The 22012-nt window shown below is 73.7% G+C and carries 19 protein-coding genes; 13 read left to right on the top strand and 6 right to left on the bottom strand.

The genetic code is table 11. The annotated features are described in order from the left end of the window. The first annotated feature begins 9 nt into the window (after positions 1-9). The 8 genes from IE217_RS24180 (at position 10) to IE217_RS24145 (ending at position 10017) form a co-directional block, all read left to right on the top strand. On the top strand, positions 10-3060 hold the full coding sequence (locus tag IE217_RS24180) for a phosphoenolpyruvate synthase (RefSeq protein WP_190180029.1): 3051 nt from the start codon (positions 10-12) through the stop codon (positions 3058-3060). Next, complete coding sequence (locus IE217_RS24175; RefSeq protein WP_190180028.1) at positions 3057-4808, top strand: nucleotidyltransferase domain-containing protein; 1752 nt, start codon at positions 3057-3059, stop codon at positions 4806-4808. Before IE217_RS24180 ends, IE217_RS24175 begins: the two co-directional genes overlap by 4 nt. Before the next feature lie 51 nt (positions 4809-4859). Then, positions 4860-5945 (top strand): SDR family oxidoreductase, encoded by a 1086-nt coding sequence (locus tag IE217_RS24170; RefSeq protein ID WP_190180027.1) that lies wholly within the window; start codon positions 4860-4862, stop codon positions 5943-5945. Continuing rightward, positions 5942-6931, top strand: a complete 990-nt coding sequence (locus IE217_RS24165) for a nucleoside-diphosphate kinase (RefSeq protein ID WP_229865567.1) — start codon at positions 5942-5944, stop codon at positions 6929-6931. Before IE217_RS24170 ends, IE217_RS24165 begins: the two co-directional genes overlap by 4 nt. A 16-nt stretch (positions 6932-6947) precedes the next feature. After that, positions 6948-7991: a ScbA/BarX family gamma-butyrolactone biosynthesis protein gene (locus IE217_RS24160; RefSeq protein WP_190180026.1), complete on the top strand. Its 1044-nt coding sequence runs from the start codon at positions 6948-6950 to the stop codon at positions 7989-7991. Then, the gene (locus tag IE217_RS24155) at positions 7988-8896 is read left to right on the top strand and encodes a hypothetical protein (protein WP_190180025.1); all 909 of its coding nucleotides are present in this window, start codon (positions 7988-7990) and stop codon (positions 8894-8896) included. The genes IE217_RS24160 and IE217_RS24155 overlap by 4 nt, the downstream gene beginning before the upstream one ends. Next, positions 8893-9546: a nitroreductase family protein gene (locus IE217_RS24150; RefSeq protein ID WP_190180024.1), complete on the top strand. Its 654-nt coding sequence runs from the start codon at positions 8893-8895 to the stop codon at positions 9544-9546. Before IE217_RS24155 ends, IE217_RS24150 begins: the two co-directional genes overlap by 4 nt. A 126-nt stretch (positions 9547-9672) precedes the next feature. Further along, positions 9673-10017, top strand: coding sequence for a hypothetical protein (locus IE217_RS24145; RefSeq protein ID WP_190180023.1), 345 nt, complete (start codon positions 9673-9675; stop codon positions 10015-10017). 259 nt (positions 10018-10276) lie between these two features. Here IE217_RS24145 and IE217_RS24140 read toward each other — a convergent pair whose 3' ends face one another. Together IE217_RS24140 and IE217_RS24135 are read right to left on the bottom strand one after the other, a co-directional pair. Then, the gene (locus tag IE217_RS24140) at positions 10277-10921 is read right to left on the bottom strand and encodes a ScbR family autoregulator-binding transcription factor (RefSeq protein ID WP_190180022.1); all 645 of its coding nucleotides are present in this window, start codon (positions 10919-10921) and stop codon (positions 10277-10279) included. A gap of 116 nt (positions 10922-11037) precedes the next feature. After that, positions 11038-11670, bottom strand: coding sequence for a TetR family transcriptional regulator (locus IE217_RS24135; protein WP_190180021.1), 633 nt, complete (start codon positions 11668-11670; stop codon positions 11038-11040). A gap of 251 nt (positions 11671-11921) precedes the next feature. On the opposite strand from IE217_RS24135, the gene IE217_RS24130 reads away from it, so the two are divergent. The 5 genes from IE217_RS24130 (at position 11922) to IE217_RS24110 (ending at position 17582) form a co-directional block, all read left to right on the top strand. Next, positions 11922-13127 (top strand): ScbA/BarX family gamma-butyrolactone biosynthesis protein, encoded by a 1206-nt coding sequence (locus IE217_RS24130; protein WP_190180020.1) that lies wholly within the window; start codon positions 11922-11924, stop codon positions 13125-13127. Beyond that, a complete protein-coding gene (locus IE217_RS24125; RefSeq protein ID WP_190180019.1) occupies positions 13124-14278 on the top strand; it encodes an acyl-CoA dehydrogenase family protein in 1155 nt (384 codons plus the stop codon). Before IE217_RS24130 ends, IE217_RS24125 begins: the two co-directional genes overlap by 4 nt. A gap of 187 nt (positions 14279-14465) precedes the next feature. After that, complete coding sequence (locus IE217_RS24120) at positions 14466-15260, top strand: HAD family hydrolase (protein WP_190180018.1); 795 nt, start codon at positions 14466-14468, stop codon at positions 15258-15260. Positions 15261-15317: 57 nt separating this feature from the next. After that, positions 15318-16358 (top strand): helix-turn-helix transcriptional regulator, encoded by a 1041-nt coding sequence (locus IE217_RS24115; RefSeq protein ID WP_190180017.1) that lies wholly within the window; start codon positions 15318-15320, stop codon positions 16356-16358. Between the two features lie 144 nt (positions 16359-16502). Further along, complete coding sequence (locus IE217_RS24110; RefSeq protein ID WP_190180016.1) at positions 16503-17582, top strand: enolase C-terminal domain-like protein; 1080 nt, start codon at positions 16503-16505, stop codon at positions 17580-17582. A 149-nt stretch (positions 17583-17731) separates the two neighbouring features. On the opposite strand, the gene IE217_RS24105 is transcribed toward IE217_RS24110, so the two are convergent. Genes IE217_RS24105 through IE217_RS24090 form a run of 4 tightly spaced genes read right to left on the bottom strand, consistent with a single transcriptional unit; the run spans position 17732 to position 21991 of the window. Continuing rightward, on the bottom strand, positions 17732-18772 hold the full coding sequence (locus IE217_RS24105; RefSeq protein WP_190180015.1) for a TauD/TfdA family dioxygenase: 1041 nt from the start codon (positions 18770-18772) through the stop codon (positions 17732-17734). A gap of 5 nt (positions 18773-18777) precedes the next feature. Continuing rightward, the gene (locus IE217_RS24100; protein ID WP_229865566.1) at positions 18778-19917 is read right to left on the bottom strand and encodes an amino acid kinase family protein; all 1140 of its coding nucleotides are present in this window, start codon (positions 19915-19917) and stop codon (positions 18778-18780) included. Continuing rightward, on the bottom strand, positions 19914-20957 hold the full coding sequence (locus tag IE217_RS24095; protein ID WP_190180014.1) for an aspartate-semialdehyde dehydrogenase: 1044 nt from the start codon (positions 20955-20957) through the stop codon (positions 19914-19916). Before IE217_RS24095 ends, IE217_RS24100 begins: the two co-directional genes overlap by 4 nt. Further along, on the bottom strand, positions 20954-21991 hold the full coding sequence (locus IE217_RS24090; RefSeq protein ID WP_190180013.1) for a DMT family transporter: 1038 nt from the start codon (positions 21989-21991) through the stop codon (positions 20954-20956). Before IE217_RS24090 ends, IE217_RS24095 begins: the two co-directional genes overlap by 4 nt. Positions 21992-22012 lie beyond the last annotated feature (21 nt).

The following is a 22012-nucleotide window of genomic DNA, read 5'->3' as shown; positions in this document are numbered from 1 at the left end:
TGGCCGGAAATGTTCAGGGGAACACCTGGAACGGTCCATGCGCGGGTTTTCACCGACGCGGCCGTGATACCTCTCTGGGAAGCCGAGAAGCGTCCTTCGGAGGGAATCGAGTTGCCGCTCACCGCCGGATCCGCTCCACAGCGTCTTCGCGTCCTCACCCCCGCGAGCGATGAGTCCGACATCAGCGAATGGGCCGGTGGAAAGGGAAGAAACCTTTACACCCTCACAGTGTCCGGATTTCAAGTACCGCGCTGGTCTGTGCTCGGGCTGGACGTGTTCGCGGAATTCGCGCGCGGCAGCGGACTGGACGCTCATCTGGAGCGACTGACCGCCGACGGCTGGGACGCCCGGGAGGCCGTGGAGGACCGGCACGCCAGTGAGGACCGGCACGCCGGGGATGGCAGGGCGCGGGAGGTCGCCGGCGAGATCGCCGCGCTGATCGAGAAGGCGCCCCTGGGCGAGCCGGTCGCCGCCGCCATCGCCCTGGCCTACCAGGAGGCGGGCGGAGGAGCGGTCGCCGTCCGCTCCTCGGGAGCGCAGGAGGACAGCACCCTGCACTCCTTCGCCGGCCAGTTCGACACCTTCCTCGACATCTGCGGCCCTGATGAGGTCGCCGCCCATGTCCGCCGCTGCTGGGCCTCGGGGTTCTCCGAACGGTCCCTGCGCTACCGCGCGAGCCGCGGACTGCCGCTGAACGCCGGCGGCGTGGCCGTCGTCGTGCAGCGGATGGTGCCCGCCGAGCGCAGTGGCGTGCTCTTCACGGCCGACCCGGCGACCGGCCGCACCGACCGCCATGTGGCCGGCGCGGTCCACGGACCGGGGGAGGGGCTGGTCTCCGGCGCGGTCGACGCCGAGACCGTGGTCATGGACGCCACCACCGGCGAACCCCTGATCCGCGAGCCGGCGAGCAGCGAACCCGGCGACGGCGAACAGGTGCTGACCGCAGGCGACCTGGCCCTGCTGCACCGGACCGGAGTGCGGATCGCGCGGCTCCAAGGCGCCCCGCAGGACATCGAGTGGGCGATCGCGGACGGCACCCTGTGGATCCTCCAGACCAGGCCCGTCACCGCCCTCGGCCCCGCGGCAGCGGGCTCCCGGCCCGAGCCCCCGGGCGAGATCCGGCTGTGGGACAACTCCAACATCATCGAGAGCTTCGGCGGCGTGGTGTCCCCCCTGACCTACAGCTTCGCCGCCGACACCTATGCCAAGGTCTACGAGAGCTACGCCCGCGCCCTCGGAGTGCGCGGCGAACGACTGCGCGAGGTCCAGGAGTGGACCCCGCACCTGCTCGGCCACTTCCACGGCCGGGTCTACTACAACCTGTACCACTGGTACCGCATGGTGCGCCTCGCGCCGCTGTACCCGCTCGGCCGCCGTGTGCTGGAGAAATCCCTGGGAGTCGAGGAGAGCATTTCCGACGAGTGCGCCGACGCGCTGCATCCCTTCACGCCCCGGACCGGGCCGCGCGCCCGGTTTTCACAGCTGATCCGTACGGCCGTCTTCGCCCGCAGGTTTCTGGCCGCAGGAAAATCCGTCGACGCCTTCCACCGGGATTTCTATCGGGTGTATGAGAAATTCAACGACGTCGACTACGACGCACTGCCCGGCGATGAGACATACCGGCGCTTTCGCCGTCTCCAACGGGAACTCATCGAAAAATGGGGCCCGATGCAGGTGCTGGACGCGACGATCCTCCTTTCCGTGGGCGTACTGGCGCTGCTGACCCGCAGGTGGCTGCCGGACGCCCCGGACTGGTTCACCTGGGCGGCGGCCGCGCCCGCCGGACCGGTGGAGTCCGCCGAGCCGGCACGCGCGCTGGCCGAGTTGGCGGAACTGGTCCGCGCCGACGACGAGGCGCGGCGCCTGCTGGAGCGCACCGGCGACGCCGAAGCCCGCGACGCGCTGCGCGAGGGCGGCCACACCCGGCTCCTGACCGCCGTCGACGCGTACGTCGCCGCCTACGGCTACCGCAGTCCCGACGAACTCAAGCTTGAGGTGCCCGATCTGCGGGAGAACCCCGCGGGACTGTTCGCGCTGCTGCGCGAGGCGCTGGGGGAGGATCCGGCGGCCGGTGCCGGCGGTGCGGGCGGTGCGGGCGGTGCCGGCGGTGCGGACGGTCGGGGCGGCACCGGCGGTCGCCACGCCGAGGTCGACGCTCATCTGGACGCGCACCTGCGCGGCCCCCGCCGCTGGGTGTACGAGCGGGTGCGGCGCAAGGCGCGGGCCGCGCTCACCGACCGGGAGCGGCTGAGGTTCTGCCGTACCCGGGCCTTCGGGGCGGCCAAGCGCATGCTGCGGGCCATGGGCCGCGACCTGGCCCGGGCCGGCGCGATCGAATGCTGGGTTGACGTGTTCATGTTAAATCTGGCCGAGGTGGCCGGGGCCTACGAGGGTTCCCTCGCCCACAACGAGCTGAAGGAGCTCGTCGCACTGCGCCGCCGCCGGCTCGCCGCCGACGCCGCCCTGCACGCGCCGTCCCGTTTCACCACCCACGGCGCCCCCTACTGGTCGGGCAATCTGGAACGCGCCGGCTGGACCGAGGGCCCCGCCGCCCGCAGCGGGATCCGTGAACTGCGCGGAACGCCCTGCTGCCCGGGCGTCGCCGAGGGGCCGGCCGTCGTCACCGACAGCCCGCGCGAGACCCGGGGGGCCGTCCTCGTCGCCTACCGCACCGATCCCGGCTGGGTGCCCGCGCTGGCCTCGGCCGCCGCCGTGGTCGTCGAGCGCGGCAGCCCGCTCACCCATGTGGCCGTCGTCGCCCGCGAGCTGGGCGTGCCCACGGTCGTCCAGGTCCGCGACGCCACCACCGAGATCCGTACCGGCGCCCGGCTGCGCGTGGACGGCGCCGCGGGGACGGTCACCGTACTCGACGACCCGCCCGCCCACGACGGTCCGCCCGCCCACGACGGTCCGACAGCCGCCGCCGGCCCGTCCGCCGATGCCGGATCGTCCGCCGGGGCCGGCCCGCCTGCCGAGGCCGGCCCGCCTGCCGAGGCCGGCCCGTCCGCCCACGCCGGAGCGCCCTCCCAGGACAGCCGAAGGACGGAGAACCTTCCGTGATCCTCACCGAGGACCAACTGCGTGACCTGCTCGACAAGTCCCTCGCCGAACTGCCCGGGACCGACCGCTTCGCCGTGGTGCTCGAAGGCTCCGTCGCCGAAGGTTTCGGCAACCCCTCCTCCGACATCGACTTCCTGCTCGTCGGCCGGGGCGGCGAAGACCTGCCGACCATGCCCTCGCTGCTCTTCGTCGACGGCCGCCGCGTCGAGGTCCGCACCCGCTCCGCGGGCCAGCTCGCCGACCAGTTCGCCAGGCTGGAGGACCGTGCCAGGCGCCCCGGCACCCTCGACGAGGACCTCCTCAACCGCTGCCAGCGGTTCCTGCACAGCCATCCGCTGCGCGGCCGCGCCCTGGCCGACGAGGTCAAGGCCCTCATGCCGGCCGAGCGGTTCCGCCGTATCGCCGCCGACTGGTGGGCCCACCGCGCCCGTCAGTCGCTGCGGCACGCGGAGGCGCTGCTCTGCCTCGGCGCGGGCGAGGAGGCGGTCGACTGGAGCCGCGCCGCACTCGTCCAGACGGTCAAGGCGTGGGCGGCCGGCCGGGGCGAGACCTACCTCGAACCCAAGTGGCTCTCCCTCCAGTTGGATCGCATCGGCCGCGCCGACGTGCGCGACCGGTACTGGGAGCTCCAGTCCGCCCATCCCGCGCCCGGCGACCTGGACGCCGCCCGCGACCACCTGAGCGACTGCGTCGGCTTCGCCACCGGCCTCGGCCTGACCGGTGTGCGCGGCGGCCCGGGCCGGATCACCGTACGGCGGGCGCCGGGAGTGACGACCTGGCAGACCGGCGGGACCACGCATGTCGTCCGGCGGCGCCGCGAGGTGTTCGCGCTCGGCGACCGCAGCGGAGCCGTCTGGCGCTCGCTCGTCCCCGGCCGGTCCCTGCCCCGGGCGATCGCCGTGGCCGAGGACCCCGGCGCCCCCGCCCCCGGCCCGTTGCTGGCCGCGTTCTGGCGCTACGGGCTGGTCCGGCTGGCGTGGAAGGGCGGAGGTACGATCAGCGCCTCCCTGCCGCTGGCCGCGCCGCCCGGCCCGGTCACCCCGCCGCCCTCCCGTGCCCGGCCCCTGCTGTCCATACACGGCGCCGCCGTCGGCGGACCCGACGCCGTGGAACTGGTCCCGCTGCCCGCCGAGCGCTTCGCCGCGGCCGCCATGAACCTGGTGTGGTCCAACGTGGTCGTCGAGAACGCGATCGAGGACCTCACCGGCGCCCTGGCGCGCGGCCAGTGGCGGGTCGCCGAACTCACCGCCCGGCGGGCCGTGCACGCGGCGCTGCGCGGCCTGTTCAGCGCGTACGGAGTCCACCCGCTGCCCGCCGACTGCGACCTCGTCCACCGCATGGACCTGCTGCCCCGCGCCACCGGGCCGATCCGCACCCGCGCCCGCCAACTCCTGCGCCGCACCGCCGGATCGGCCGCGCGGGGCGAGAGCCTCCACGCGGACCTGTGCGCCTTCGTCGCCCTGGTGCGGGACGCCACCGGCAGCGCCGGCTTCCCCTCCTGCTTCGACTCCGCCGACGCCTGGCGGGCCACCCTGGAGCTCGGCTACGACTGGCTGCGCATCGGCACCCACCTCGACGTGGAACTGCCCATCGACGAGGCCCGCGACCTGCTCGCCGGCCGCGGCGCCCAGCCGTACGACGGCGGTGCCCGGCCGTACGACGGCCGCCCCCAGCCGTACGACACCGCCGCCCAGCCACCTGGCGACTCCCAACCCCACGGCGCCACCCAGCCCCACCACGGCGGCTGACCCCGTGTCGAAACCACCCGCAGGCTTCCCCACCCCCTGGAGGGCCGACTCATGGCCGACGCGTTGACGGTGCTGGTCACCGGCGCCGGCGGATTCGTGGGCGCCGAAGTGACCGCACGGCTCACCGCCGCCGGACACACCGTGCTCGCCCTGCTGCACCACCGCACCGGCATCGTCCGCAACGACGGCCGGCGACTGCGCCCGGCCCCCGGCGCCCTCACCCCGCTCACCGGCGACATCACCCGCCCCGGCCTCGGACTGGGCCGCGACGACCGGCGCCTGGCCCGGACGGCCGACCGCATCGTGCACTGCGCCGCCGTCACCGACTTCGGACTGCCCGACGAGCGCTACGACGACGTCAACGTGCGCGGCACCCGGCACGTCCTCGGCGTGGCCCTCGCCGGCCGCACCCCGCTCGTCCACCTCAGCACCGCCTACGTGTGCGGGGAACGCGACGGCACCGCGTACGAGGACGAACTCGACGTCGGCCAGACCCCCGGCAACGGCTACGAGCGCAGCAAGCTCACCGCGGAGACCATGGTCCGCAAGGCCGCCGCCGAGGGACTGCCCGTGACGGTCGTGCGCCCGAGCATCGTCACCGGCGCCGCCCGCACCGGCCGCGTCCGCGACTTCAAGACCGTCTATCCCGTGCTCAAGGTCTTCACCAGGGGCCTGGTGAGCACCGCACCCGGCCACTACGACGCCGTACTGGACCTGGTCCCCGTCGACCGCGTCGCCGGCCTGGTGACCGCGGCCTGCGTCCGCTTCGACGCCGCCGAGGGCCGCACCCTCCACGCGGCCGGCCACGAACTCACCCTGCGGGACTTCTCCGACGTCCTCGCCGAGTACCCGTCGTTCCGCGTGCCGAGGTTCGTCCCGCCGTCCGCGTTCTCCGCGGCCGCCCTGCCCGGACGCGAACGCTCGTACTACGAGCGTGTCATCGCCCACTACGACACCTACTTCCGGCGCCGCGTCCACTTCGACGACACCCACGCCGCCGCCTTCTCCCCCTGGCGGCCCGGACGCGGACGCGCCTACCTGCGCCGCCTCCTCGACCACTGTCTCGCGACCGGCTACCTCGGCACGCCCCCGCCGAAGACACCGGCCGCCCGCCCTGCCCACGGGAGCCCCCAGTGACGTACGACCCCGACCGCGCGCACCGCGGAGCGACGCACGGCATCGCCGTCCCGCCCGAGCTCACCTGCCACCCCGCCAAGCAGTGCCTCTACGGAGCGGACACCTACTACCAGGAGGCACACGGCCAACTCGCCGGACTCACCGGCGACATCACCGGCTTCGCCCACCGTCACGCGGCGCTGCTGCTGAAGCCGGACGCCGTGGTGGCGCGCAGGCTGGAGGCGGCCGTCCAGTGGCTCGGCGAGCGGCGCTTCCGGATCGTCGGCGCCGCCGTCACCCACCTGACCCGGACGATGATCCGCGCCCTGTGGTACTTCCAGTGGAACCTCGCCACGCCCCACCGCAGGCGGCTCGCCGCGCTCTTCCTGGAGGACGCCGACGCCCTGGTCCTGATCGTCCGGCCCGAACGCGCCCCCGACGTCCCCGCCACCGTGGAACTCACCCGGCTCAAAGGGCCCACCGACCCCGACGCACGCGTGCCCGGCCAACTGCGCCACCGCCTCGGCCGCTACAGCTACCTGCTCAACCTCGTGCACACCCCGGACGAACCCGCCGACCTGCTGCGGGAGTTGGCCGTGCACTTCGACGAGACCGAACGCCACCGCCTCCTCACCCACGCGCTGGCCGGCGAGGACCGCACCACGCACGCCCTGGAGCTCGCCGACCGGCTCCACGCCGCCACCAAGCCGCGCGACCTGGACTTCGAACCCGCCCTCGACCGGCTGCGCCGGGACCTGGCCCGCGCCCTCGGCCCCGGCACGCCCACCGACCCGTACGGCGTGGCGGAAGCGGCCCTGCGGCACCGGCTCAAGGTTGATGGCGCCGACTTCGGCGGGGCGGACATCGACCGCTGGGACACCGTCGTCGTCGGCTCAGCGGTGCTCCCCATGCGCCAGCCCGGCCGGGTCCCCGTGCTCGACGGCGCCGGCCCCGGGACATGGCGCCGCCACCTGGCCGCGCTCCCGCACAACTCCTCGACCCCCTGAAAGGAGGCGCACCCCCATGCAGTTCGCCCGGACACTCCCCAGGGAGCTGGTGCACCGGGCCGCGATCGCCGAGGTCTTCCTGACCGACGCGGAGCGCCGGAGCGAGGACGAGGTCCTGCTCGCCGCACAGCTTCCCCGCCGCCACCCCTTCTACGACGACACCCTCGCCCCGCGCACCCACCACGACCCCTTCATGCTGCTGGAGGCCTGCCGCCAGGGCATCTTCGTGGTGGCGCACCGCTGCTTCGCCGTACCGCTCGGGCACCGGTTCCTGCTCCGCACGGCCGGCTTCGAGGTGCTCGACCCGGCCGCGCTGACACCGGGGGACACCCCGACGGAGGCCGTGATCAGCGCGCGTGTCCAGCGCCGGTTCCGGTGCCGGTCGGGCACTACGGGACTGCGGCTGGCGTTCACCGCCGTCGTCGGCGCGCGCCGGGCCATGACCGCGCGCATCGACTACTCCTGGATGGCACCGCCGGACTGGACCCGGTTGCGCGCCAAGCAGCGCGGCGCGTACGGCCTGTTCAAGCCGCCGGCCGCGCTGCGCGGACCGCGCGCCGAACCCGCTCTCGTGGGCCGCCGCGACCCCGCCAACGTGGTCGTCTCGCCGCCGCGCACCACCGGCGACGGCGGCCGCGCGGCCCGCCTGGTCGCCGGGACCAGCCACCCGACGATGTACGACCACTGGGTCGACCACGTGCCCGGCATGCTGGAGTTGGAGGCCTGCCGGCAACTGGCCCTCGCCGCCGCGACCGAGGACGCCACGGACACGCCCACGTCCACCGCCCTGCCGGTGAGCCTGTCCGCGCGCTTTCGCCGCTTCGCCGAGATGGACCTGCCCCTGCTCTGCCTCGCCGCCGTGCCCGTGCCCGGCGAGGACGCCGAGTGCTCCCTGCTCCAGCTGGGCACCCCGGTGGCCGAGGCCCGTATCGGCTTCGCCGGACGCGACACGGCCGAGGCCGGCCTGGTCGGCGCGGCGGGTGCGGGGGCGGGCGCGGTGGCCGGTGCCGGTGAGGGCGCGGGCCCGCGGGCCGGCACCGGAGGACGGCCGCTGCTGTGACGTCCGCGAGTACCGTCCCCGTCTCCCGTGTGCCCGCGAGGCTCGCCCGCTTCGTGCTGCGCATGTTCCGCCCCCACGTCTACGTCACCTACGGGCTGCTGTGGACCCTGTCCCTGGAGTCCTCGGCCGTGAGCCTGACCGGCACGCCCTGGCGGCCGTCCGGAGCCACCTGGGCGCGGGTGACGAGCGTCGTCCTCGCGCTGCTGTTCCTGCGCATGCTGGACGAGCAGAAGGACCTCGAGTACGACCGCGTCCACCACCCGGACCGGCCCCTGGTCACCGGCGCCATCACCGCGGGCGAACTGCGCGCGGGAATGGCCGTGTCGACCGCCGTGGTCATCTGCCTGAACGCCGCGCTGTCCCCGGCCGCCGTCCTGCTGGTCCTCGCCGCGCTCGGCTACGGGCTGCTCCTGGCCGCCGTGGAACGCCTGTCCGCGCCCGTGCGCGACCGGCAACTGCTCGGCCTTGCGGCCGCCTGCCCGGTGCAGGTGCTGCTCGGCTGCTATGTGTACGGCTCCCTGGCCGCCGCCGGGACCGTCACCGCCGACTGGCGCGGTGCGGTGCTGCTCGCCCTGTCCGCGTGCGTGTTCCTGCACTTCGAGTTCGCCCGCAAGACCGCCTGGCAGGCGCCGCCCGGAGAGCGCCTGTACTCGGTGGTCCTCGGCCCCCGGCGCAGCGCGGCGGTCACCGCGGCGTTCGCGGCGGGCGCGGTCGTCTGCCAGATCGTGCTGTTCCTGCCGTACGGGCCGGCCGGGCTGCTGCCCTGCCTGATCGCCGCGCTGCCGGCCTGGGGTCTGCGGCGGTTCAGCGCGGCCCGGCGCGGCTGCTGGCCGATGCCGGCCGCGGCGGGCTTCGTGGCGGGCACCCATCTCGCCCTGACCGTCCGCGCGGCGGTGCTGCCATGACCCTCGAACGCCCCTTGTCGTGCGAGGAGTTGCTCACCACCACGCGGACCGTGCGCAACGGATTGGACCTGGAGCGGAGGGTGGACCCGGCCCTCGTGGAGGACTGTCTGCGCATCGCCCTCCAGGCGCCCAACGGCAACAACCGCCAGAACTGGCGCTGGATCCTGGTCACCGACCCGGACCTGCGCGCCGCGCTCGCCGACGTCTACCGGGCGGCTTTCCACGACCGCAACGCCGCCGGCCTGGCGCGGCTCGACCAACTGCCCCCAGGGGCCCGCTCGATGCTCGCCTCCGCGCGTTCGCTGGCCGAACGCCTGCACCGGGTACCGGTCTTCGTGATCCCCTGCCTCCAACTCGCCGCCGAGCGGCTGCCCGAGGGCAACCAGGCCGGCCTGTGGGCGTCCCTGCTGCCGGCCGCCTGGAGCTACGCCCTGGCCGCCCGCAGCCGCGGCCTGGTCACCGCCTGGACCGCCGTCCACCTCGACCGCGAGCAGGAGGCCGCCGACCTGCTCGGCCTGCCGCCCACCGTCCGCCAGGGCGCGCTCCTGCCGACCGCCTACCCGCTGCGCGCCACTTTCCGCCCCGGCCCGCGCCTGCCCCTGGAGGACGTCCTGCACCGCGACGGCTGGCAGGGCGGCGGGAGCGGCTGAGAGCCCGCGGCGCACCGCCGTTGTCGGTGCCGTGCTGCACAATGCCGCCGAAAGCGAGATCGACATCCTCCGTGCGGGGTAAGCGATCTTTGCCCCCAGCCGCTCCATCGAGGAAGGCCCCCGCTGATGCAGCCCGTTCCCGACCCGGCACGCGCCGGCGACACGCGTGCGAGCGCCGACCTGCTGCGCGTCATCGGTGACCCCGGCACCGCCGTCTTCCTCACCGTGCGCCCGGACGGCCGCCGCAGATACTGCTACTGGCAGCCGCCCGAGCCGGGCACCGGCCGCACCGGCTGCTACGTCGCCCTGCCCACCGCCGCCTGCGACGCGCTGCACTCCGCCGGGCGCATCACCCTCGGCGAACCCCTCGTGGATCCCGCGCGGACGACGTACCGGGTCCGCGCCGTCCGCAAGGCTCCCCGCACCCTGGCCGCCCCGCGCCGCCTGGCACCGGTGGTCCGCGCGGCCTGACCTTCCTCGCGCGCAGGCCGCCGATCGCCGTCCGGCGCGGTCGGCCGGCCGGTCGTTCAGCCGGTCGTCCAGCCAGTCGTGCCGGCTTCCGGACATGGCGCTCCCACGCCTCGGACCCGCCCTTCGGAAGTGTCCGAACCGCACCTCTCGCAGCAGGAGCCGAACGCGCCCGGCGCACGCCCCGGAGCGCCGGCGAGGCGTGCGCCGGGGACGCGCCGAAACAGGGGACGCGCCGGACAGGGGGTGCGCCGGACAGGCGTCAGGCCGGTGCCTGGTCCGACGGGAGCACGGCCTCCAGGGTGATGTCGCGCAGTTCGCGCCAGCGCTCCATCAGGTCGGCACGGTGGTGCAGGACGTCCGAGATGTGCTGCATGCCGTAGAAGGAGGAGACGACGACCCGGGCGGCGGTGCGCGGGTTGAGGCCCTTCTTCAGCTGGCCCGCGCGCTCGGCCTCCTCGAAGAGGCCGGCGAGGAGGTCGATCCAGCCGACGTAGGGCTCGGGCAGCGGCGTGCCGATCAGCGACCGCTCGGACTGCAGGCGCGCGCCGGCCTGGATGGTGCGGTCGGTGTGGAAGGCCCGCGCGGTGCGGTCCAGCAGGGCGAGGACGGTCGAGCGCGGGTCCAGGTTCTCGGTGCGGACCTCTCGCAGCAGCGCCGGCCAGCGGTCGTAGTTGCTCTCCACGACCGCGATGGCCATGGCCTCCTTGTTCTTGAAGTGGAAGTAGACCGCGCCCTTGGTCATGCCCACGCGCTCGGCGATGTCGACGATGGACGTGGCGTCGTAGCCGCGTTCGGCGAACAACTCGGCCGCGGTCTCCAGCACTTGGGCGCGGGTGCGGACGGCGCGTTCCTGCTTGGGTTCGCGACCCGCCGTGGCACGGGCGGCGGTGGGCGAGGGGGTCATGAGTATTCGGCCTTTCCGGCGGGCGGCACGGCGGGTGAAGCGGACGCCGTGCTTCTGGTTCCTTGACCAAGGGTCTCAAAGATCCGCATGGCGATATACCTTCGCGACGGTATATTTTATCGCTCGAGCGTGGCTCGAGCGCCGGGGGAGGGGCCCGTGGACGGACCGGGCGAGCGCAACGCGGTGGCCACGACCACCCAGAGCTCCTCGATGCGGTCCTTGACCGGCACCTCGCGCTGCGCGCGGGGCACGTGCTGGAACCCGAGGACCAGCGACAGCAGGATCTGCGCCACGGCCTCGGCCGAGCATCGCATCCGTATCTCGCCGGCTTCCTGGGCGCGGCGGGTGTGGTGGACCAGGAAGCACCAGACCTCGCTCAGCAACGGGCCGCCCGCCGGGCTGTCGCCGGGCATCTCCGAGGCCAGGCGGAAGGCCGCCCGCACCCGTACGTCGGCCCAGACCTCCAGCGCCAGCGACACCGTGAGGGTGCGCAGTGCCGTCAGCGGCGCCGGCCGCGAGGACTCGATGTCGGCCAGCAGCCGGGCCCATACGGCGGCCCCGTGCCGTACGAGGGTGCGGGCCAGGTCCTCCTTGGAGGAGAAGTGCCCGTAGAGCGCGCCCTTGGTGAGGTCGGTGTGGGCGATGACGCCGCCGAGTGTCGTGCGTGCGTAGCCGAGGGAGACGAACTCCTCGGCGGCGGCGTCCAGGATCGCCTCGTACGTCCGTCGTGCGCGTTCCTGCTTGACCATGTCCGTGCCACCTCCTTCGTCCGGTGCGCCGCATCGTCAAGAAAATACCATCGCACAGGTATGTTTTGCCCGCCCGGGCGCTTGATTCTTGGCCGCGGTGCCCGACCGGGCCGTGCGGGGCTCGTGGAATCCCGTTGCAATATACCTTCGCGGAGGTATATTTTTTCGGCGTCGGCGAGGGAGCGGAACGCCTCGGCGGGCTACGTGTGTGCACTGCGTCTGAATCATCCATCTGCTCTGGGGGGCAAGTAATGAGTGGTGACGTGTTGGCGGCGGACGTACCGGCGGACATACCGGCAGACACGCGGGCAGGGGCGCGGGACGAGTCGCGCGGCGCGGGCTTCGAGCGCACCGTGCCGCAGGAACTGGTTCACAAGACGGCGGCGGGGGAGGTGCTGCTGACCGACGCGGTGCGCGTGCGCCCCGGCCACTTCTACCTCGCGGTGCGCACGCCCGGCGGGCACGGGCTGTACGGCCCCGACGCGGCCGGGCGCACCGACCCCACCCTCTTCGTGGAGATGCTGCGGCAAGCGGCCATCTACCTCTCGCACCGCTTCTACGGGGTGCCCCTGGACCACCCCTTCGTCTTCTGCGGCCTCGACTTCGACGTGCCGCCACCCGCCCCGGACGACATCCACGACGACGCCGTGGTCCTCGAGGTCCACTGCCGGGAGACCAAGGAACGCACACCGAAGCGGGCGGCGATGAGTCTGCGGGCGCGACTTCTGTCCTCCGGAGGCGTACGCGCCACCGGAAGCGTCACCTGGCAGGCCGTCGATTCCGCGCGCTACTCGGCTCTGCGCACCCGCGGCGCCGGCGGCACCCCGCCGCCCGCCGCCGGCACCGCGGTGACCGTGGCACCGCCCGGCGCGAGGGTGATGCGGCCCGAACTGGTGGGCCGGGAAGACGAGTTGGACGTGGTCGTCGCCGAACTGACGTCACCGGACGGCGCGACGGCGGGGGAGGAGCCGGGGCAGGACGCCGTGGCTGGCCTGGAGCCGGGGGAGGTGTGGGCGCTGCACGTCGACCAGTCGCACCCCGTCTTCTTCGACCACCCCAGCGACCACGTTCCCGGCATGCTGCTCCTGGAGGCCGTCCGGCAGGCGTCCCGGGCCGCGCTGGGGCCGGCCCCGGCCCCGCTGTACGAGTGGACGATGTCCGGGGGCGGCGTCGAGTTCGACGCGTACTGCGAACTGACCGCGCCCACCTGGCTCCTCGTGCGCACCTCGCCCGGAGGTGAGGCGGCGGACGAGGTCACGCTCCGCGTGGACGCGGTGCAGAACGGCAGGAGCGTGGCGTCGGGCACGGCCCGCTGGAGCGCGGCCCCGGCGCGCGGCGCGTCCAGTGACAGCGGTGCCGCGGGTGTGAGCGGTGCGTCCGGTGTCGGCGGAGTCGCGGGTGTGAGCGGCGCGTCCGGTGTCAACGGTGTCGCCGGCGCCGAAGAGACCGCCGCGTGAGCGCGCCCGCCGTCGCGGTGTCCGGCGACCGCGACGCGGAACAGGAAGCCGCCCATGCCGCCCGCACCGCCCCCGGCCTCTCGCCGCGCCGCGCGGCCCGGACCGCGGCCCGGCACGCCGCAGAGGCCGACCGCGTACGGCACCTGGACCCGGACGTGGTCGGCGAGCTGACCCGGGCCGGATTCAGCAGGCACTTCGTGCCGGCCGAACACGGCGGCACGGAGGGGACGTTCACCTCCCTGGTCGACGCGGCCGCGCACGTGGGGGAGGGCTGCGCGTCGGCCGCCTGGGTCGGCACGCTCTTCGCCGCCCACGGCCGCATCGCCTCCTACCTGCCCGGCCGCGCCCGGCGCGAGCTGTGGGACGCCACCCCCGACACCAGGATCGCGGCCGGCATCGCACCGCCCCGGCTCGACGCCACCGAGGTGCCCGGCGGCCGGCGGCTCACCGGCGAGTGGCCGAACGTCAGCGGCGCCGACTTCGCCGACTGGGTGCTGCTGGCGGCCCGGGCCGGCGGTGGCGGTGGCGGCGAGGCCGTGCCCACCCTCTTCCTCGTCCCGATCGCGGACTGCGCGGTGCTCGACACCTGGCACCCGGCCGGCATGCGCGGCACCGGCAGCAGCACCGTCCGCGTCGAGGACGTCTTCGTACCCGGGCACCGCGCGGTGCCGCGCGACCGGCTGTTGCTGCCGCGCGAACCGGGCGCGGCGCGCTGCCACAGCGTTCCCTATCCCTTCGTGGCGGCGCTCATGTTCGCGGCACCGGTGCTCGGCGCGGCCCGGGGCGCACTGGCTGACTGGGTCCGTACGTCGAGGGCGTCAACGCCCGCCCTGGACGCCGTGCTTGCCCGGTCGTCGGCCGAACTGCGCGCCGCCGAACTGCTGCTGCGCGGTGCCGCGGGACGCGCCGACACGGCACCCGTGGAACCGCTGACGGTGGCCGAGACGGTGCGGGACGTGGTGGCCGCCGTGGAGTTGTGCGGGACCGCCGTGGACCGGCTCGCGCACGCGGACGGCTGCCCGTGCCCCTCCGGGTCCACCGAGGGCCCGGTCCGGCGCCGCCTGCGGGACATCCGCACCGCGTCGACGCACGCGATGCTCCGCTTCGAACCCTCGGCGCGCTCCTACGCGCAGGCCCTGCTCGGAGCGTAGAACTCCCCAAACCCTCAAGGCCTTCCACGCGCTCACCCCCATCCAGGCCGCCGGGGCCGACGGACACCACCCCGGCCCCGGCGGCCTGCCGCGCCCCCACCTCGTCCCCAGAAGGGATCGGCATGCAGCGCGAACACGCGCCCGCCCCGGTGCGCCTCACCTCCGCCCGCCCGCGAGGAGCCGCCGCATGACCGGGCGGTACGCCTTCTTCGACCTCGACGGAACCCTGCTCGCCGAGAAGAGCATGCTCGGCTTCTGGCAGCACTGGTCGGCACTCGTCGCCCGCGAGGGCCGCACGCCTCCCGCGCTGCGCACTACGGGCGCGGACCGCGAGACCCTGAACCGGGCGTACTTCGCCCACTTCGCGGGCGTCCCGCTCGAACGCTTCCGTACGGCCGCACGGCAGTGGTACGCGCACTACCGCCGCCGGCCTGACGCCTACGTGGCCCGCCCGCTGGACGCCCTCGCCCGGCACCGCGCCCTGGGCCACGAGGTCGTGCTCGTCACCGGCTCCGGCGCGGCCCTGGTCGAACCGGTGGCCGAGGATCTCGGGGTGCATCGTGTCCTGGCCACCGAGCAACTGACCGACGCCGAGGGGACGCTCACCGGTGAGGTGCGCCGCTCCATGCTCGGGGCGGCCAAGCAGGAGGCCGTGGCCGAGCTGACCGAACGCGCGGGAGCGCGGGCCGAGGACTGCTTCGCCTACGGCGACCACGCCAGCGACCTGCCGATGCTGTCCCTGGTGGGGCACGCCGTGGTCGTGGGCGACGACCCGGTCCTGGCCGCGCGCGCGGCCGCGTCCGGCTGGCGCTCGCTGCCCGCGCACAGAGGTCCGCATCCGGGTGGCGCGACCGTTCCTGGAAAAAATACCTTCGAGCGGGTATGTTATTCGCGTGCTCCGGAAACCAGGGGAGACAGAGCGGATGCGGTCACAGGACACCTGCCACGAGCCGGACACCGTACGAACGGTCCGGGCGCCTGACGGGCGACCCGCTCACCGCCTCGCCCCACCGAGGCTGTGCGAAAGGCAGCAGACGGCATGAGTGCACCGACCATCGGGCCGCAGGCCCTCAGGCTCTTCGAGTACGCGTCGGCGCGCGGCGACTGGACGGTGCGCAGCGCCTGCGAGCAACTCGCCACCAGCGTCGAGGAGGTGGAGCAGGCCCGCCGCCAGCTCCTCGGACTCGGCCTGCTGGTCGAGACGCCCCCTGGCACCGGTGCCGCCGACGGGACGGAGACCGCCGAAGGGGCTGAGACCGCCGGCGAGCACACCGCCGCCCGGGCGACCGCGCCCGAGGCCGCCCTGCTCAGGCTGCTCAGCGCCGAGGAGGAGGCCGCCGCCGAACTCACCGAGCGGATACGCCGCACCCGTGAGCGCATCGGCGCGGTGCGGGAGGTCTTCCTGCCCCTGCACACCGCCCGCAGCACGGGCCCCGGCGGCGAGGTGGTGACCGGCCGGGCCAACATCGCCCGCGTGCTCGGCGACCTCGCCGACGTGGCGACCTCCGAGATCCTGAGCACCCACCCCGGCGCCGTCCTGCCGCCCACGGCCCTCGCCGAGGGCCTGGAGCGGGACCTGCGCGTCCTCGGCCGGGGCGTGGCGGTGCGCAGCATCCACCTGCGGCCGATGACCCGCATCACCCATGCGATGACCCACCTCCAGCAACTGCGGGACGCGGGTGCGCAGTTGCGGATCGCCAGCATCCTTCCCTTCCGCTTCGTCCTGGTCGACCGGGTGCAGGCCCTGGTGCCCGCGCCGCACACGGACTGCGGCGAGGCGATGATGCTGCTGCGGGGCGAGGCCGTCACCGCCCTGCTGGTGAAGGTGTTCGAGATGTGCTGGGCGTCCGCCGCCCCGCTGGAGACGACCCCGTCAGGCCGGGAGACCGGACTGAGCGCCCAGCAGCAGTGGGTGCTGCGGCTGATGTCCACCGGCCGCAAGGACGAGGCGATCGCCCGCGAACTCGGCCTGTCCGTGCGTACCTTGCGGCGGGTGATGGCGGACCTGATGACGCGGCTCGGCGTCGACAGCCGCTTCCAGGCGGGCGTGGCCGCGGTGAAGATGGGCCTGCTCGACTAGCGTCTGCCGGTCGTCCGCGGGGTGCCTGGACACCCGTGTCCGGTTGCGGCCACGCCGCCATCGGCCGGGGCGCCGGGCTGTTCGCCGCCGGGTCCGGCGGACAGGATGGTGCTCCGGAACTGCGGCAGTGAGTCAGGAGCCCTCGTGTTCGACCCGGTACTCCTCCGATCCCTGGCAGCGACACCGCTGCGGGTCCAGTACGCAGTACTGCCCGTGCCCGCTCCGGTGTCCGCGCGGGTGCCCGGGCCCGAGGGCGCGCCCGCCGGGGCCGGGCGGGGGTGGGCCGTACTGCGGGTGACCCTGCACGGCGCCGGCGCCACCGGAGCAGGGGAGGCCACACTGCTGCCGTACGCGGCGGCCCACGGCCACGACGCCGTTCGCGCGCAACTCGCGGCCGCCGAACCCGGTTTGACGCCCGGCGTCAGCCCGTTGGAGCTGCCCGGCCTGCTGCCGCCCGGGCCCGCGCGCAGCGCCGTCGACTCCGCCCTGTGGGACCTGTTCGCCGAGCGGAGCGGGCTGCCCGTCCGGGCACTGCTCGGTCTGCGGCGGCCGCGTCCGTTGCCGGGCATCCGCACGCTGCCCCTGCTGCCGACCGCCGAGCTGGAAGCGGAGCTCCGGGACGGCGGCGGTCGTGGCCCCGGTGCCGGCCCGGGCTCACCGGGGCTGAGGCTGAGGCTCGGCGCCGGGTCCGTCGAGGACGACCTGGCCCTGCTCGACGCGGTGCGCCGCCACCGGCCCGACGCCTGGCTGATGGCCGACGCGGACGGGGCGTGGGACCCGGACCGGCTGCACACGATGCTGCCCCGGCTCGCCGAGCACGGAGTGCGCGTACTGCGGCAGCCGCTTCCCGAGGCCGAGTCGGGCGCCCTCGTCACCCTGCGCCGCCCCTTCCCGATCATCGCCGGCCTCGCCCACGGCGGGGCCGCCGGCCTGGACCGGCTGGCCGCCCGCTATGACGGCGTCGCCCTCGGCCTGGACGCCGTGGGCGGTTTGACCACGGCCCTCGCGGTGATGGAGGAGGCCGGGCAGCGCGGGCTGCTGGTACTGCTCGACTCACCGCCGGCGACCGCACGCTCCTGGACGGCGACGCTGCACGCCGCCGCGTACGCGGACCTGCTGTGCGTCCCGCCGGCCCTGAGCGTCGAGGGCGGCCCCGCACAGCACCCCCGGCACCCGCACTCCGTCGCCGCGCCGCCCGCCCCCGCCCCGGCCATGTGGGGCTGACCCGGCGGACGCCGGAGCCGAACAGGCCGTCGTACGGCGTCGTTCGGCTCCTACGTGTCCTACGTGTCGTACTGCGTCGTACGGCGGAAGGCCCCGCGGGGCCGGGCAGCGCCCGGTCGGCCCGCGGGGCCTTGTGCCGTACGGTGGGTTCAGTAGTGCACGCGGCGGTTCTCCTCGGTCACCCGGTAGCGCACGTTCCACAGGCTGCGCCGCACGTAGGTGCGCTGGAGCCAGCGGTCGCGGCCGTCGTAGCGGGCGGTGAAGGTGGACCTGGCGTGCACGCCCTTCCGGTTGTTGATCAGCAGGGCCTGGCCGGGCCGCAGGTGCACGCTGTGCGCGACCTGCCGGCAGACCTCCTGCAGAGTGTCCAGGGCCTGGCGGGCGCCGCTGGTCAGCGCGTGCACGCCGTTGGCGGAGATGGCGATCTCCGGGAAGTCGTGGTGCCCGCTGATCATCGGCACCGGCTCCGACAGCACGTCCTGGCCGCCGGCGACGTCCCGCACGTAGCTGCCCGGCGCGTTGAGCCGGAACAGCGGGCTGCGCAGGGTGTCCAGCACCTCGGGCGCCAGCGCGGCGGAGATGTCGCGGGCGTCGGCGTAGAAGGTCCCGGCCACGCCCTCGTGGTCGGCGCGCAGGCAGCTGAGGACCAGGAAGTCGGGGTTGGCCACGTCGTAGCGGCCGATCACGTCGTGCATGATGTCGCTGTGGAAGTTGAGGAAGGTTTCCGACCCCTGGTTGGTCTGGGTCCTCGCACCTCCCTCGACGGGGATGACGTCGTGCACCAACTGTCCCGCCTTCTCGGTCAGTACGCCCATCGGCTCACCGAGCAGACCGCTCAGGCCGAGCAGCACGCCCTCGGCGACGAAGGACTTCTTGCCGCGGCTCGGCCCGCCGTCGGACGGCGTGTCGGGCAGCTCGGCGTCCACCGGCAGGTTGCTCACCAGGCACACGCCGGGCGTGTCGATGTGCCGGCCGAAGTCCAGGATCTGCTGGAGCAGATCGGTGGGCAGCGTGGAGAAGATCTGCAGCAGCCGCGCCATCGAGTGGTCGATGTCGTCGTTCGGGTCCGCCAGGCGGTTCAGCTGCGCGCCCAGCGCGTCCCGTATCTCGTCGGGCAGGGTGATCTCGCCGAGGGTCCGCGTGGTGACGGGTCCGGCGGTGGGGACGGTGCGTTCGGTGGTCACGGTCATGACGTTCACACTCCTTGCATCTCGAGCAGCGGCGCGTCGGGAGCCGGATCCGCGCCGGGACGGTTGACGTGGTCGTGCAGGCGCTGCGTCAGGTGCAGCGCGTCCTCCTCGTCGGCGGCCAGTTGCGTGACCACCTGGCTGCCGCGTACCGCGGTCACCGGAACGCCCGCGTACTCTCCGGGAGTCAGCCCGTTCCGCCGCTGGAACTCCGGCAGGTCGACGAATCCGCCGGTGACGGCGACCAGCGGACCCGAGGTGAGGCGGACGACGTCGATGTTGGCGGCGTGGAACACGGTGTAGGCGCGGTCGGCGAGTTCCTCGGTCGCGTAGCGCAGGGCGGCCGAACGCTGGTTCAGCACCACGGCCGCGACCGACGAGCCCGCGGTTCCGATCACCGAACCCACCGGGAAGGGTGCCCGGTTGTAGCGGCAGACGATCTCGATGCGGTTGCGCTGGGCGAGCCGGACCGCCCTTCGGTGCAGCACCTTCGCGCCGTACAGCGACATCAACGCCGCCGTGTTGTACGACACTTCGCTCAGCAGCCGGGCGCCGGTGATCAGATGCGGGTCGGAGCTGTAGATGCCGTCGACGTCCGAGTGGATCTCGCAGCTGGGGGCGCCGACCGCCGCCGCGACCGCCACCGCCGACAGGTCCGAGCTGTTCTTGCCCAGCCACGTCGGCCGGCCTTCCCTGTCGGCGGCCTGGCCGCCGGGCACCACCACGACCTCGTGCTCGTCGACCGCCGTGCGCAGCGGCTCGGGGTCGGTGTGCTCCAGCCGGGCCCACATGAACGAGGAGTCCGTGGTCAGGCCCAGCTGGTGCCCGGCGAGCACGGTGGCCGTGCGGCCGGTCCGGTGCAGGGCCGTGGCCAGCAGCTGCGCGCCCACCGTGTCGGCGAGGGTCAGCAGACCGGCGACGGTCTCGTCCTCCGGGTGCGGGTTGACCTGGCTGAGCCGCTCACGGAACTGCTCGGTCTCGCCCGGCTGGCCGCTCACCACGACGACCAGACGGGTGCCCTCCTCCTCGATCCTCCGCGAGAGCGCCTCGGCCAGCTGCTGGTACGCCGTCAGCGTGCGGAAGCTGGAGCCGCCGAACTTCAGGACCGCCGGCGGCAGGCGCTCCCCGGCCGGTGGCGTGGCCGTCACAGGGTCCTCCGTTCCACGAGCTCCTCGGCGATCTGGATGGCGTTGAGCGCGGCGCCGATGGTGAGGTTGTCGGCGACGAGCCAGAGCCAGAAGGCGCGCGGGTTGTTCGGGTTCACGCGGACCCGGCCGACGTGCACCCGGTCGGGGTCGTCGACGGTGGCCGGGGTGGGGAAGGCGTGCCGGGACTCCCGGTCGTGCACGGTCACTTCGGGCAGCCCCGCCAGCACCTCGACGAGTTCCGTGCGGTCGACCACGCCGTGGGTCTCGATCCACACGGCCTCCGAGTGGCCGTTGACGACCGGCACCCGCACACACGTGGTGGTGACGTCCAGGTGGGGCAGGCCGAGTATCTTGCGGGACTCCTGGAGCATCTTCTGCTCCTCCAGCGTGAAGCCGGAGTCCAGGAAGCGGTCGATCTTCGGGATGACGTTGAAGGCGAGGGACGGGGTGAACTCCTTGGCGGGGTAGGTCTCGTCCGGGTGGTCGAGGGCCGCGCGGCTGGCGTCCTTCAGCTCGTCGATGCCGGGGTGGCCGAGGCCCGAGGCGGCCTGGTAGGTGCTGACCACGGCCTGCCGTACGCCCCACCGCTGCTCGACGCCCTTGAGCAGCCGCACCAGCGGAATGGTCGAGCAGTTGGGGTTGGCGATCACCCCGGACCTGGGACGCCGGTCCAGCTCGTGGGCGTTGACCTGCGGCACGACCAGCGGGGTGTCGGGGTCCATGCGGTAGGCGATGGTGTTGTCGATGACGACGGCGCCCGCCGCGGTGGCCCTCGGCACCCACTGCCGGCTGGCCTCGGTGCCCGCGGAGAAGAAGGCGAGATCGACGGTGGAGAAGTCGAACTCGTCGACGGCGCGCACCGGATGGGACTCGCCGTCGACGTTCAGCTCGGTGCCGGCCGAGCGGGCCGAGGCGACCAGGTGGATGTCGCGGTAGCGAAAGCCCCGCTTCTCGATCAGGTCGATGAGCGTGTTGCCGACGGCGCCGGTGGCGCCGACTATGGCGATGCGGGGTGCGCTGGGGTCGCTCACGCGGGTCATCGGGTGCCTCCGGACTTGATCTCGATCTTGGGCTCGGCCGTCTCCCCGGCGGCCGCGGCCGCGGTGGTGGCACCGGCGGTGGCGGTGGCGGTCGAGGTGGTGGCCGCGGAGGAGGCCGCCGCCTGCTTGGCGGCCCGGCCGCGGAAGGTCCAGCCCAGGTTGATGCCGAGGCTGGCGGCCACGATCAGCGGGATGCCGAGGGCCTGCAGCAGGCTCACGCGGTGCCCGTACACGGCCCAGTCCATGAGCATCGCCACGGCCGGGTACACGAACGCCAGCACCGCGATCTTCGGGGTGGGCAGCTTCTGGTACGAGGAGTACATCAGCACGTACATCACGCAGGTGTGGATCACCCCGAGGCCGATCAGCCAGCCCCAGTCGGCGCCCAGGTGCCGCGTCTGGCTCAGCGTGGTGAACGGCAGCAGCAGGAAGATGCCGAGGACCAGCTGGACCAGCGCCACCAGGTGCGGCCGCACACCGGTGACCCGCTTGGTGATCAGCGTGGACACGGCGTAGAACACCGCGGCCAGCAGCGCGTATCCGAGGCCCGCGAGGTAGGCGCCGTCCCCGCCGCCGGTCAGGTCGGACGCGGACACGCCGGCGACCAGGACCAACCCGACGAAGGCCACGCCGAGCCAGCCGAACTTGGCGGCCGTGAGCCGGTCGCGGAAGATCAGGGCGCCCAGCAGCATCACGTAGAACGGCTGCGTGTGGTACACGACCGTCGCCACCGAGATCGACGTGCGCTCGTACGACTCGAAGAGGAAAGCCCAGTTGAAGACGATGAACACGCCGCCCAGCGCGGCCAGGCCGAGCTTCCTGGCGGTGAACCCGTGGTTCTTGAAGAAGCCGCGCACCAGGCAGTAGAGGCCCAGGGTGACGGTGCCGAACAGGCAGCGGAAGAACACCACGTTGAAGGGCGACGCACCGGATTCGATGACGAAGACGCCCAGGGTGCCGGAGAGCACCATGGCGAGCGTCAGCTCGATCGCTCCCCTCGTCTCCTGGTTCGGCGCTCGAGTGTCGGTACTCATGTGAAGTGCCCTTTCTTGACG

It is taken from the genome of Streptomyces naganishii JCM 4654 (genome assembly GCF_014650575.1).
In the GTDB taxonomy this organism is placed as follows: domain Bacteria; phylum Actinomycetota; class Actinomycetes; order Streptomycetales; family Streptomycetaceae; genus Streptomyces; species Streptomyces naganishii.
The sequence above is the reverse complement of the archived record's forward strand: the minus strand, read 5'-3'. Positions and strand labels throughout refer to the sequence as shown.

Bases quoted from the DNA above. Each gene is read 5' to 3' on its own strand.
- IE217_RS24170 (WP_190180027.1), top strand. From the start codon at position 4,860: ATGGCCGACGCGTTGACGGTGCTGGTCACCGGCGCCGGCGGATTCGTG.
- IE217_RS24160 (WP_190180026.1), top strand. From the start codon at position 6,948: ATGCAGTTCGCCCGGACACTCCCCAGGGAGCTGGTGCACCGGGCCGCG.
- IE217_RS24115 (WP_190180017.1), top strand. From the start codon at position 15,318: ATGAGTGCACCGACCATCGGGCCGCAGGCCCTCAGGCTCTTCGAGTAC.
- IE217_RS24145 (WP_190180023.1), top strand. From the start codon at position 9,673: ATGCAGCCCGTTCCCGACCCGGCACGCGCCGGCGACACGCGTGCGAGC.
- IE217_RS24140 (WP_190180022.1), bottom strand. From the start codon at position 10,921: ATGACCCCCTCGCCCACCGCCGCCCGTGCCACGGCGGGTCGCGAACCC.
- IE217_RS24135 (WP_190180021.1), bottom strand. From the start codon at position 11,670: ATGGTCAAGCAGGAACGCGCACGACGGACGTACGAGGCGATCCTGGAC.
- IE217_RS24105 (WP_190180015.1), bottom strand. From the start codon at position 18,772: ATGACCGTGACCACCGAACGCACCGTCCCCACCGCCGGACCCGTCACC.
- IE217_RS24090 (WP_190180013.1), bottom strand. From the start codon at position 21,991: ATGAGTACCGACACTCGAGCGCCGAACCAGGAGACGAGGGGAGCGATC.
- IE217_RS24095 (WP_190180014.1), bottom strand. From the start codon at position 20,957: ATGACCCGCGTGAGCGACCCCAGCGCACCCCGCATCGCCATAGTCGGC.
- IE217_RS24130 (WP_190180020.1), top strand. From the start codon at position 11,922: ATGAGTGGTGACGTGTTGGCGGCGGACGTACCGGCGGACATACCGGCA.
- IE217_RS24180 (WP_190180029.1), top strand. From the start codon at position 10: ATGTTCAGGGGAACACCTGGAACGGTCCATGCGCGGGTTTTCACCGAC.
- IE217_RS24120 (WP_190180018.1), top strand. From the start codon at position 14,466: ATGACCGGGCGGTACGCCTTCTTCGACCTCGACGGAACCCTGCTCGCC.
- IE217_RS24150 (WP_190180024.1), top strand. From the start codon at position 8,893: ATGACCCTCGAACGCCCCTTGTCGTGCGAGGAGTTGCTCACCACCACG.